The following is an 11704-nucleotide window of genomic DNA, read 5'->3' on the forward strand; positions in this document are numbered from 1 at the left end:
GCCGTCAATTCATGGAAGTTTTACAAAGGCACTCTTATGGAAAGTTATACCGGCGCAACCGACACTGCAGACTTTGCACGTCGTGTTGAAGACAATCAGCGGCGACTGAAAGCCAGTCTGAAGGGCGCTTACGATTACATCGTGTGTGGCTCCGGCACCTCCGGGTCGGTCGTTGCGCGGCGTCTGGCAGAGAATCCCGACGTCAGTGTTCTGCTCCTGGAGGCAGGCGGCACCGATGATGTGCCCAGTGTTACCGATGCCAGTATCTGGTTCACCAACCTGGGCAGCGAGCGCGACTGGCAGTTTCAGGCACAACCCAACCCGCACCTCAATAACCGGGCCATTCCCTTGTCGATGGGCAAGGTGCTGGGCGGTGGATCCTCGATCAACGTGATGGTCTGGGCGCGCGGGCACAGCAGTGACTGGGACCACTTTGCCAGCGAATCAGGTGATCCGGCCTGGAATTATCAATCGACACTCGCCACCTATCGACGTATCGAGAACTGGCAGGGTACGCCAGACGCACTGCGCAGAGGCACGGGCGGTCTGGTCTTCGTGCAGCCTGCGCCTGATCCCAACCCGATTGCACCAGCCATGCTGGGAGCGGTGGCGGAGCTCGGAATGCCTGTTTTCGATGACCAGAACGGCGCGATGATGGAGGGCGCGGGTGGCGCGGCACTGGTCAATATGTGTCTGGAAAACGGTCGTCGCCGTTCGATTTTTCGTAGTTATGTGTACCCGCTGATGGCGCAGCCCAACCTGACGGTCCTGGCCCACACCCATGTATTGCGCGTGTTGCTGGAAGGCAAGCGAGCGGTCGGGGTCGAGGTCATTCATGAAGGCAGGATCATGAGTTTCAGAGCACGAGAGGAAGTCGTGCTGTCACTGGGTGCCATCAACACACCCAAGGTGTTGATGCTGTCCGGAATCGGCGATGCGCAGCAACTGGTTCGGCATGGTATCGCTCCGTTAGAGAATCTGCCGGGTGTCGGCCAGAATTATCAGGACCACATCATGGTCTCGGGGTGCATCTGGGAATACGAACAGGCTCATGCGGCGCGCAACAACGCCGGGGAATCGACGTTCTTCTGGAAGAGTGATCCGGCGCTCGATGTACCCGACATCCAGACCTTTCTCGCTGAAATGCCCATTGCCTCGTTTGAAGCGCAGGCGACGTTCAACCCTCCGGCCAGCGCATGGTCTTTGTTGCCGGGGCTGGTACGGCCCAAAAGCCGTGGCTCGATCACGTTGTCTGGCGGCGGGCACCGGGACGCACTGAGAATCGACAGCGGTGCGCTTGCCGAACCCGAAGATCTGCAGGCGCTGGTGCGTGCAGTCGAATTTTGCCGAGAGATCGGCAACAGCTCGACCCTGCGCCCGTTTGTACGCCGTGAGGTGATGCCCGGAAAGATGAACCGCAAGGATCTGGAGTCGTTCGTGCGCAACACCGCATCGACCGTCTGGCACCAGTCCGGTACGGCCAGAATGGGTATTGATGAGTTATCGGTGGTGGACGCGCAATTGCGCGTCTATGGCATCGACAATCTGAGGGTCGCGGACGCCTCGATCATGCCGCGAGTAACCACCGGCAACACCATGGCCCCGTGCGTGATCATCGGGGAGCGCTTGGGCAGTCTGCTCACTGGCAAGTCCTGAATAATTTGATCCATGCCGTAGATCATGCAGCGAGTGCCCGGTGGGTACTCGCTGACTTTCACCTTTTCGAGAGCATCATCATGAGCAGGCTTCAAGGCAAAATTGCGATGATTACCGGCGGCAGCAGCGGCATCGGTCTTGCGACCGCCCAGCGTTTTGTGGAAGAGGGCGCCTATGTGTTTATCACGGGTAGACGTCAGCCCGAGCTGGACGATGCCGTTGCACGTATAGGTCGTAACATGACAGCCGTACAAGGCTATGTGTCCAGTCTTGACGATCTGGACCGACTCTACGCAGTGGTCAGGCGCGAGAAAGGCTGCATTGACGTGCTCTTCGCCAACGCCGGCATTATGGAAATGCAATCCATCGATGGCGTCGATGCGGCGCACTACGACAAGGTTTTTGATACCAACGTCAAAGGCCTGTTGTTCAGCGTGCAAAAGGCACTGGTGTTGATGCACGACGGCGGCTCGATCATCTTGAATTCGTCCATTGCCGCCAACAGGGGCGTTTCGGGCCGCAGCACTTACAGCGCTACAAAGGCAGCCATACGCTCGTTTGCCCTAACCTGGACAGCCGAGCTGCAAAGTCGAGGTATTCGCGTCAATACACTGAGCCCGGGCCCGATCGACACGCCGATCATGGGCCTGGAAGGGCTTGCGCAAGAGCACGTCGATCAAATGAAAGCAGCGCTGATCAGAGGTATTCCACTGGGCCGTCTTGGCCGCCCTGAGGAAGTGGCCGCGGCCGCGCTGTTTCTTGCCTGCGACGACAGCAGTTTCATTGCGGGTATCGAGATGTGTGTAGACGGGGGCAAAGCGCAAGTTTGAGGAATAGCGGGCCTGAAGCCCGCTCAGCGCACCTGCCAGCCACCGCCCAGCGCTTTGTACAGCGCGATGCTCGCCTGCACCCGTGCCACCCGCAACTGCACGCTTACGTCCTGTGCCTGGTAAAGGGTGCGTTGGGTTTCCAGTACGGTGAGCAGGTCCTCGGCGCCTTCCTGGTAGCGGCTTTGGGCGATGCGGAAGGCGGTTTGCGCCTGTTTGAGTTCTTCTTCGTGCCAGTAGCGCTGTTGATCCAGGCCGTGAATGCTGTTCAGGGCTTTTTCCACGTCGGCGAAGCTGTTGATGATCGCGCCGCGATAGGTTTCCAGCAGTTCTTCCTGACGCGCTGTGGCCTTGTCGCGCTCGGCGGCCAGACGGCCATTGTTGAAGATCGGTCCGATCAGCCCGGCAGCGAGGCTGCTGAACGGTGCGCGCAGCCAGTCTTCGGCGCGGGTGTTTTCGGTGCCGAGCCGGGCGCTCAGGGTCAGTTTTGGCAGCATGGCGGCGCGGGCGACGGTGACATTGGCCTGTGCCGCCGCCAGGTCAGCCTCGGCCTTGGCCAGATCAGGGCGGCGGGTCAGCAGTTCGCTGGGCAGGCCGGGGCCGATGTCCGGCCAGTTCAGGGTGTCGAAGGGCTGATCCGCGAGGTGCAGATTCTGCACCGGCTGACCGAGCAAGGCTGCCAGGGTGATCAACTGCTCGTTGGCCAGTTGCTGAACGCGGGGCAGTTCACGCTGCTGGGCCGCAACCAGATTTTTTTGCTGCGCCAGCTCGAGGGCGGTAGCTGAGCCCGATTCATAGCGGGTTTGCACCAGGCGCAGTACGTCTTGGGCGTTGGCCAGATTCAGTTCGGCAATCCACCCTTGCTCGCGCGCCGCCAAGGTTTGCGCATAGCGATCGGCGACGTTGGCCAGCAGGGTCAGCTCCACGGTCGCCTGATCGAACTGGCTGGCGCGCAGCCCTTGGAGTGCGCTGTCGCGTCCCGCTGCGATACCGCCCCAGAAATCCACCTCATAGCTGGCGGTCAGGTCGCTGGTGAAGTTGTTGGTGTTGTTGTCGTCGGAAGGGTTGGCCTTGCGGTCGCTGTTGCGCAGGAACCGGTTACGTTCGCCGCGCAGGTCAAAGGCCAGTTCCGGGACCAAGGGCGCGCCGCCGATAATGGCGCTTGCCTGTGCCTGACGAACCCGTGCCATCGCCGCAGCGACTTCATGGCTGTCAAGGCTGGCCTGTTCGATCAGGCGATTCAGCTGTGGGCTGCCGAACTGCTGCCACCAACGGATATCACTGCGCTGTGCGGCGGCGTTTGCGGCAAACGCCCAGCTTGCCGGCGGCTGGATGCCGCTGTCCGGCGGCGGAGCAGGCGTCTGGCAGGCGCTCAGCAACAGGCAGGCAGTCAAAACGCAAAGGCTAGGCTTCATTGATCGATCATTCACAGGTGAGGGCCGCGACCGGGTCGAGGCGGGCAGCTTTGCGGGCCGGCATGAAGCCGAAGATCACGCCGGTAATCAGGGCGCAGGCAAACGCCCCGGTCACAGCCGGCAGGGTGAACGCAACGGCCACCTTACTCAGCAACAGCGCTGCGCCCATGCCCAGCGCCAGCACGATACCGGCCAGCCCGCCGACCACGGAAAGCATCACAGCCTCGGTAAGAAACTGCCGCAGGATGTCGCTCTGTCGCGCACCGGTGGCCATGCGGATGCCGATTTCACGGGTGCGTTCGCGCACTGTCATCAGCATGATGTTCATCACGCCGATACCACCGACCAGCAACGAAATGGCGGCAATCGAGCCGAGCATCAGCGACAGGGTGTTCTGGGTGCGTGCTTCGGCCTGGATCATCGCGGCGTTGTTGGTCAGTTCGTAATCCTGTTTGCCGTGATGCAGTTGTTGCAGCAGGTTACGGATCGCCGTTTCGGCCTGTTTGACGTTGTTGGCGTCACGGGTGGCGATGGTGATGTACTCGGGGTCCTGCGTGCCGAACAGGCGGATACTGGCCGACGAGTAGGGGATGGCGATGCGATTGTCGCTGTCCAGATCGCCGGACGTGGCGCCTTTTTCCTGCAGCACGCCGACCACCTGAAAAGGCACGTTTTCGATCAGGATGTACTGGCCGACAGGGTCGTTATGCTCGCCGAACAGTTTCTGGCGAACCTTGTAGCCAATCACTGCGACGGCGGCTGCGCTCTGCTCATCCGCTTCGCTGAAATAACTGCCTTCCACCACCGGCCAGTTGAAGATCGCCGGAAAGTGCGTGTCATTGCCGCCGACGTAACTGGAGTGATCGACGTTGCCGTAGCGCACCCCGGCCTGGCCGCCGTTGACCGGCATGATCATTTTCACCTCGGGCAACTGGCCCAGCGCGGCGACTTCCTCCAGGGTGATGACGCCTTTCGGCGCGCGCGGATTGGGCGCCTTGCCGTTGAGGTAAATGATATTGGAACCGAACGAGGACATCTGCGCCATGACCTGACGCTTGCTGCCTTCGCCGACGGCCAGCATCACCACCACCGACGCCACGCCGATGACGATGCCCAGCAGGGTCAGCGCGGTTCGGAAGCGATTGATCCACATGACGCGCCACGCCGCCTGAATCGCCTCGAGCAGCTCGCCTTGCCAGGCGCCGTGGCTGCCGCTGCCCTCGCTCAGGCGCTTGCGCAGGTCTACCGCCTGCAGCGTGCCCGGATTGACTGAGCGCTGCACGTCAGAAGCATCTCGAGCCGTATCACTGATCACCAGCCCATCGCTGATCTCGATGACCCGTTTGGCGCGCGCCGCCACTTCCCGGTCATGGGTGATGAGGATCACCACATGGCCCTGGCTGGCCAGTTCGTCCAGCAGGGTCATCACCTCCGCGCCACTGTGGCTGTCCAGCGCACCGGTGGGCTCGTCGGCGAGGATGATGTGCCCGCCATTCATCAAGGCGCGGGCGATGGAAACCCGTTGCTGCTGGCCGCCGGATAACTGATGCGGTCGATTGCCGGTGCGCGACGCCAGGCCCAGTCGGTCAAGCAGGGCGGCGGCCCGCGCATGACGCTCTGCGGCGGGCGTCCCGGCGTAGATTGCCGGCATCTCGACGTTTTCCTGTGCCGAGCCGGACGGAATCAGGTGATAGCCCTGAAACACGAACCCGAACGCTTCACGGCGCAGCCAGGCGAGCTCGTCGCTGCCCAGTTCGGCGACGTTTTCCCCGGCGAACAGGTATTCGCCCGAGGTCGGGCGGTCCAGGCAGCCGAGGATGTTCATCAGCGTCGACTTGCCGGACCCGGAAGCGCCGACAATCGCCACGAATTCACCGGCATGAATCGACAGATCGATGCCGCGCAGCACGTTGACCCGTGGGCTGTCGCCTCCGCCGTAGGATTTGCGGATGCCTCGCAGGTCGATCAGCGGCGTGCGCATTCAGCCTCCGCTGCCGACAGAGGCGGGCACCAGCAGGCGCTCACCTTCATTCAGCCCGTCGAGTACCTGCACGCGCATACGGTCGCTGATGCCGGTGCGCACCTCACGGTTCTGCACCTCACCATTGGCAGATAGCACCTGGGCGGTCTGCCGATCGGCCTGCGCCCCGTTTCGCAACGCCGCGAGTGGCGCGGTGAGGGTGTTCTCGGCTTTTTCGGCGACGAAGAATATCTGTGCGGTCATTTCTGCCATCAGCGCCTGATCGCTGTTATCCACGTCCAGCAGCACGGTGTACAGCACCACACGGCCACCGCCGTTCTTGCGCGAACTGCTCGGGCTGCCGCCGCCCTGATTGGCTTGATCCAGCGGCCTGGGCGGCACCGGCAGGATCTGCCGCACGGTGCTGCTCCAGCGCCGGTTGCCGCCGCTCAAGGTGGTGAAATAGGCAGTCATGCCGGGTTTGACATGGCCGATATCGGCTTCCGAGACCTCGGCCCAGACCGTCATCGGTGACAAGCGGGCGATGCGCAGAATCAGCGGGGTCTGTTGTTGCGCGTTCAGCGTCTGGCCTTCACGTGCATCGAGGGCGACCACTGTGCCGCTCATGGGCGCGAAAATACGGGTGTAGCCCAGCGCTGCTTCGTCGCTGCGCAGCGCGGCCTGAGCTTCGAGAATCTGCGCCTTGAACATGTCGACCCGTGCCTGGGTGGCGCGAAATTCCGATTCCGCAGCCTGAACGTCCTCGGCTCGTGTGGCGCCGCCTGCAGCGAGGCGCTTCTGGCGCTGCTGCTTCTGTTCTGCAAGTTCGTGCAGCGCACGCTGCTCCTGCAATTGCGCCTTGAGGTTATCGATGGCGTAGCGTGCGGCGTCGAGTCTGGCCTTTTGCGTCGAAGGGTCGATTTCGACCAGCAAGTCGCCTTCCTTGACCTGATCGCCGACCTGAGCATGGATTTTCATGATCTGCCCGCTGGCCTGCGAGCCCACATCCACGTAACTGCGCGGCTGCAGGGTACCGAGCGCCGTGACGCTGTTTTCGATCGTGCCGCGGGTCACCGTCACGGTCGCGGCGCTGCTTTTGCTGTCGGGCAGGATCTGCCAGGCGCATACGGCAATGACCGGGAACAGGCACAGCGCCACCAGGAGGGCGCGGCGAGGATGTCGAGAGCGTTTCATGCAGATTCCTGCGCTGGGAGATCAGTCGGTCGGTGAACGACGGCCACGAGAGCTGCCCTTTAAACGAGGCATGCCAGCAGGAATTTAGCGTTGATCACGGGTTACCCGCTTCGGCTAAACATCAGCGTCCGTGCTTCGTTTAACGGGAGCGGCTAATTCGGGTCGTCTTGTCGAGTTGGAGTCAGCGTGATTATGTCCAGACCCCTGTGCGGTTTTGTGTTTGCAGGTCTTTCGTTCGCTGTGATTTTCCCTGCGCAAGCCTTGGTTGAGCCTGGAAAACAGGCGGCCAGTGCCGAGATCCGGCGGACCGGTTTTGGCGTGCCGCATATCGTTGCCGCCAATGAGCGCGGTTTGGGTTACGGCATCGGTTATGCCTATGCGCAGGACAACCTGTGCCTGCTGGCCAATGAGATCGTCACCGTCAACGGCCAGCGCTCGCGCTATTTTGGCCCCGATAAGGCGACCCTTGAGCAGCGCAACAACATGGCCAGCGACCTGTTGTTCCAGTGGCTCAATACGCCGCAGGCACTGGCGGATTTCTGGAATGCGCAGCCGCTGGAGATTCGCCAGTTGATGCAGGGCTATGTCGCCGGTTACAACCGCTCGCTCGATGAACAGAAGGCCAAGGGCCTGCCGCAGCCCTGTGCGGCCGAGTGGGTTCGGCCGATCAGTACCGAAGATCTGGTGCGCTTGACCCGTCGCCTGCTGGTAGAGGGGGGCGTGGGGCAGTTCGCCGAAGCGCTGGCCGGTGCTACGCCGCCTGCGCTGCAAAAGCCACTGCAGGTAAATGCTCAGCAGGTTCAGGCGCTGCAACTGGCTGCTGCGCGCAACCAGCGGTTTGCTCTGGAGCGCGGCAGCAATGCCGTGGCAATAGGGCGCGAGCTATCGGCCAACGGGCGCGGCATGCTGCTGGCCAATCCGCATTTTCCATGGGCTGGCGGCCTGCGCTTCTATCAAATGCACCTGACCATTCCCGGCAAGCTCGACGTGATGGGCGCAGCCTTGCCGGGCCTGCCACTGATCAATATCGGCTTCAATCAGCATTTGGCCTGGAGCCATACCGTCGACACGTCGAAACACTTCACGCTGCATCGCCTGCAGCTCGACCCGAAGGATTCCACCCGTTACCTGCTGGATGGCAAATCGGTTGCCATGGACAAGCAGCAGGTGAGTGTCGACGTGAAGCAAGCCGATGGCAGCTTGAAGTCGGTGCCACGCATTGTCTATTCGTCCAGGTTCGGTCCGGTGGTGCAGTGGCCGGGCAAGCTGGACTGGGACGAAAAGTTTGCCTTCAGCCTGCGTGATGCCAATCTGCAAAACGACCGAGTGTTGCAGCAGTGGTATGCAATGGACAAGGCTGACAGCCTCAAGGCGTTTCAGGATTCGGTGCGCAAGATCCAGGGCATCCCGTGGGTCAACACCCTGGCAGTCGATGCGCGGGGGCAGGCGCTGTACATGAACCTCTCGGTGGTGCCAAACGTCGACGCCGTCAGGCTTGCCCGATGCAGTGATCCGCGCATCGGCACGGAACTGATCGTGCTCGACGGCTCGCGCAGTGAATGCAACTGGGAGGTTTCCGCAGAGGCGGCACAGGCCGGTATTTATCCCTCTTCCCGTCAGCCGCAGTTATTGCGGACCGACTTCGTGCAGCACTCCAACGACTCGGCCTGGATGGTCAATCCCGCTGCGCCGTTGAAGGACTTTTCGCCGCTGATCAGCGAGGACAGCCAGCCGCTGGGGCAGCGAGCACGTTTTGCGCTGGATCGGCTGGGCAGCCTGAAGAAGGCGGGCAAGATCAGCGTCGAGAATCTGCAAGCGATGGTCATGGACAACGAGGTCTATCAGGCCGGGCAAGTGCTGCCGGATCTGCTCAGGTTCTGTGCCTCGGAGCTGGGTGATGATGCTGCGCGGCTGACGCCGCTGTGTACCGCACTGAAAGCCTGGGATGGACGCGCTGACCTGAACAGTGGCATCGGGTTCGTGTACTTCCAGAGAATCGTGACGTCCATGCAGGCTGTTGCCTCGCGCTGGCGTGTTGCGTTCGACCCGCGCGACCCGGTTCACACGCCGAGCGGGCTGGCGATTGAGAACCCGCAGGTCGCCACTGCATTGCGCGCCGCCATGCGGGCCGCAGTGGATGAAGTGGCCAAGGCAGGCCTCTCGGCAAGCAGTCAATGGGGCGACATTCAGGTTTCCAGCATCAGCGGCAAGCAGATCCCGATTCACGGTGGTCCGGCCGGGCTTGGCATCTACAACGCCATGCAGACCGTGGCAGGCAAGGACGGCAAGCGCGAGGTGGTTAGTGGCACCAGTTACCTGCAGGTGGTGACATTCGACGAGCACGGCCCAAGGGCGCAGGGTTTACTGGCGTTCTCTGAGTCGAGCAATCCACAGTCAGCCCATTCAAGCGACCAGACTGAAGCATTTTCAAAAAAACAATGGCAGGCGTTGCCGTTCACTGAACAGCAGATCAAGGCTGATCCTGCGTATGAGGTGCAGGTGATAAGCGAGGAGCCTGATCGCTGAAAGAGGCAAGAAAAGCGTTTGGGCCATGCGGCCCAAATGCGCTTATCGGTAATCAGCCGCCCGGTGTATCGATATCGGCGTCAACGCCAGTGGTGGGCTGATGATTGCGTAAATCCTCGGTTTTTTCTTCCGGCTCATGGTCAGGCACGTAGGCGCTGTCGCTGGTTGACTGGCCCTGCGACTGAGTCTGTGACTGACTTGGGGCGGGCGTCTGGCCCTGGCTCTGGCCATTGCCCTTTTCAGTCTCGGGTTTTACGTCCCCGACTTGCGGCTCGATTGCCGGATCGTTGCGGTCCGGGCCCGGGCTGGCAGGTGCGTCCTGATTTGGCGTCGGTTCTTTCTGACGTTGCGGTTCGATAGACATGAGTACCTCGATATCGGTTTCAGAAAATGTTTTGACACAGTTTCGAGGGGTAGCAATGGGGATCGTTCGATTCAGTTGCCGAATGGTGATGCAGTGGGAAGTGCTGCGTGCAAGGCTGTTGGATAAGCGCTGTTCGCGAAAGGCCCGTACGTTGCATGAGATGCATCGACCGGAGAACAGCCTTCGCGAACAGGTTCGCTTCTACCAGTGCGCTTCAGCGCAGTCAGAGCACTTTTTTGATCGCGTCACACACCACGTCGATGTTCTTCTGATTCAGCGCGGCCACGCAGATACGCCCGGTGTCCAGCGCGTAGATACCGAACTCGCTGCGCAGGCGCTGGGCCTGTTCGGCGGTCAGACCGGAGTAGGAGAACATGCCGCACTGGCGCGCGACGAAGCTGAAGTCCTGACCGGCCGGGTTGTCAGCCAGGCGCTCGACCATCGCCTTGCGCATGCCCTGGATGCGCAGACGCATTTCGCCCAGTTCCTCTTCCCACATTGCACGCAACGCAGGGTCGTTAAGCACCGCAGCGGAGATGATCGCACCGTGGGTCGGCGGGTTGGAATAGTTGGTGCGGATCACGCGCTTGACCTGGGACAGGACGCGAGTGGTTTCTTCCTTCGATTCGGTAATGATCGACAGCGCGCCGACGCGTTCGCCATACAGCGACAGTGATTTGGAGAACGAGCTCGAGGCGAAGAAGGTCAGGCCCGACTCGGCGAACAGACGCACTGCCAGGGCATCTTCCTGAATGCCCTGACCGAAGCCTTGATAGGCCATGTCCAGAAACGGTACGTGGCCCTTGGCCTTGACCACTTCCAGCACTTTTTTCCAGTCATCCAGGCTCAGGTCGACACCGGTGGGGTTGTGGCAGCAGGCGTGCAGCACGACTACCGAGTTGTTCGGCAGGTTGTGCAGGTCTTCGAGCATGCCGGCACGGTTCACGTCGTGGGTGGCAGCGTCGTAGTAGCGGTAGTTCTGCACCGCAAAGCCTGCGGTTTCGAACAGCGCGCGGTGGTTTTCCCAGCTCGGGTCGCTGATGGCGACGACGGCATCGGGCAGCAACTGCTTGAGGAAGTCGGCACCGATCTTCAGTGCGCCGGTGCCGCCGACCGATTGGGTGGTCAGCACACGGCCCGAGGCGATCAGCGGCGAATCGGCGCCCAGCAACAGTTTTTGCACGGCCTGGTCGTAGGCGGCAATACCGTCGATCGGCAGGTAGCCACGCGGCGCATGCTGGGCCACGCGGATCTTTTCGGCTTCGGCCACGGCGCGCAGCAGGGGAATGCGCCCGTCTTCATCACAGTAGACGCCCACGCCAAGGTTGACCTTGGTACTGCGGGTGTCGGCGTTGAAGGCTTCGTTGATACCCAGGATCGGATCGCGGGGTGCCATTTCGACAGCGGAAAACAGGCTCATGGTGCGGCGGCTCTTGGTGAAGAGTGGGAAGGGGACACGCTGAGGCTCGATGCGCCAAAGCGGTGCGCAAACTGAGCGTAGTATAGAGAGCATCCCCTCGGTGATCGACAGTGCAGGGCGGGTTTTTTACAGGTTTTTGCGCATATTTGTAGAACGTTCGTTCGGTTAAAACCTCAATGCTTTAAGTGCGTGCCTTGAAAGGCTGATATATGACTCCATCTATTAGCCATCACTTCAAAACATCGCACGCCTGCTTCCCGGCGGGAACGGCTGTTTGCGATGATTTCGTCGTTGCGCGCCGTCATGCGCCGACGAATATTTCCAGTTGTGCCGTCGAGGCGG

Annotated in this window: 8 protein-coding genes; 3 read left to right on the forward strand and 5 right to left on the reverse strand. The window is 61.4% G+C overall.

Translation table 11 applies throughout. The features are described 5' to 3' along the window. Positions 1 to 36: 36 nt before the first annotated feature. Both ACW55A_RS16035 and ACW55A_RS16040 read left to right on the forward strand, forming a co-directional pair. The gene (locus ACW55A_RS16035) at positions 37 to 1656 is read left to right on the forward strand and encodes a GMC family oxidoreductase (RefSeq protein ID WP_003366627.1); all 1620 of its coding nucleotides are present in this window, start codon (positions 37 to 39) and stop codon (positions 1654 to 1656) included. A gap of 80 nt (positions 1657 to 1736) precedes the next feature. Next, a complete protein-coding gene (locus ACW55A_RS16040) occupies positions 1737 to 2486 on the forward strand; it encodes an SDR family oxidoreductase (protein ID WP_455807806.1) in 750 nt (249 codons plus the stop codon). Positions 2487 to 2509: 23 nt separating this feature from the next. On the opposite strand, the gene ACW55A_RS16045 is transcribed toward ACW55A_RS16040, so the two are convergent. From ACW55A_RS16045 to ACW55A_RS16055, 3 genes are read right to left on the reverse strand one after another with little or no spacing between them, the layout of a single operon-like run. After that, positions 2510 to 3898, reverse strand: a complete 1389-nt coding sequence (locus ACW55A_RS16045) for an efflux transporter outer membrane subunit (protein WP_455807805.1) — start codon at positions 3896 to 3898, stop codon at positions 2510 to 2512. A 7-nt stretch (positions 3899 to 3905) separates the two neighbouring features. Beyond that, positions 3906 to 5879 carry a MacB family efflux pump subunit gene (locus tag ACW55A_RS16050; protein ID WP_268950711.1) on the reverse strand — a complete coding sequence of 658 codons (1974 nt, stop codon included), beginning with the start codon at positions 5877 to 5879 and terminating at the stop codon, positions 3906 to 3908. Then, a complete protein-coding gene (locus ACW55A_RS16055) occupies positions 5880 to 7052 on the reverse strand; it encodes an efflux RND transporter periplasmic adaptor subunit (RefSeq protein WP_455807804.1) in 1173 nt (390 codons plus the stop codon). It abuts the gene before it with no gap. Positions 7053 to 7244: 192 nt separating this feature from the next. On the opposite strand from ACW55A_RS16055, the gene pvdQ reads away from it, so the two are divergent. Beyond that, the gene (gene pvdQ / locus ACW55A_RS16060; protein WP_498811033.1) at positions 7245 to 9578 is read left to right on the forward strand and encodes a bifunctional acylase PvdQ; all 2334 of its coding nucleotides are present in this window, start codon (positions 7245 to 7247) and stop codon (positions 9576 to 9578) included. Positions 9579 to 9630: 52 nt separating this feature from the next. On the opposite strand, the gene ACW55A_RS16065 is transcribed toward pvdQ, so the two are convergent. Together ACW55A_RS16065 and ACW55A_RS16070 are read right to left on the reverse strand one after the other, a co-directional pair. Then, entirely contained in the window at positions 9631 to 9942 is a 312-nt protein-coding gene (locus ACW55A_RS16065) for a hypothetical protein (protein WP_455807802.1), read from the reverse strand. Positions 9943 to 10165: 223 nt separating this feature from the next. Then, entirely contained in the window at positions 10166 to 11362 is a 1197-nt protein-coding gene (locus ACW55A_RS16070) for an amino acid aminotransferase (RefSeq protein WP_003366639.1), read from the reverse strand. Positions 11363 to 11704: the final 342 nt, after the last annotated feature.

The sequence above is a fragment of the Plantibacter cousiniae (nom. nud.) genome, assembly GCF_977070315.1.

Excerpts from the sequence above, each read along its gene's own strand:
- ACW55A_RS16035 (WP_003366627.1), top strand. The coding sequence starts at position 37 with ATGGAAAGTTATACCGGCGCAACCGACACTGCAGACTTTGCACGTCGT.
- ACW55A_RS16040 (WP_455807806.1), top strand. The coding sequence starts at position 1,737 with ATGAGCAGGCTTCAAGGCAAAATTGCGATGATTACCGGCGGCAGCAGC.
- ACW55A_RS16045 (WP_455807805.1), bottom strand. The coding sequence starts at position 3,898 with ATGAAGCCTAGCCTTTGCGTTTTGACTGCCTGCCTGTTGCTGAGCGCC.
- ACW55A_RS16050 (WP_268950711.1), bottom strand. The coding sequence starts at position 5,879 with ATGCGCACGCCGCTGATCGACCTGCGAGGCATCCGCAAATCCTACGGC.
- ACW55A_RS16055 (WP_455807804.1), bottom strand. The coding sequence starts at position 7,052 with ATGAAACGCTCTCGACATCCTCGCCGCGCCCTCCTGGTGGCGCTGTGC.
- pvdQ (WP_498811033.1), top strand. The coding sequence starts at position 7,245 with ATGTCCAGACCCCTGTGCGGTTTTGTGTTTGCAGGTCTTTCGTTCGCT.
- ACW55A_RS16065 (WP_455807802.1), bottom strand. The coding sequence starts at position 9,942 with ATGTCTATCGAACCGCAACGTCAGAAAGAACCGACGCCAAATCAGGAC.
- ACW55A_RS16070 (WP_003366639.1), bottom strand. The coding sequence starts at position 11,362 with ATGAGCCTGTTTTCCGCTGTCGAAATGGCACCCCGCGATCCGATCCTG.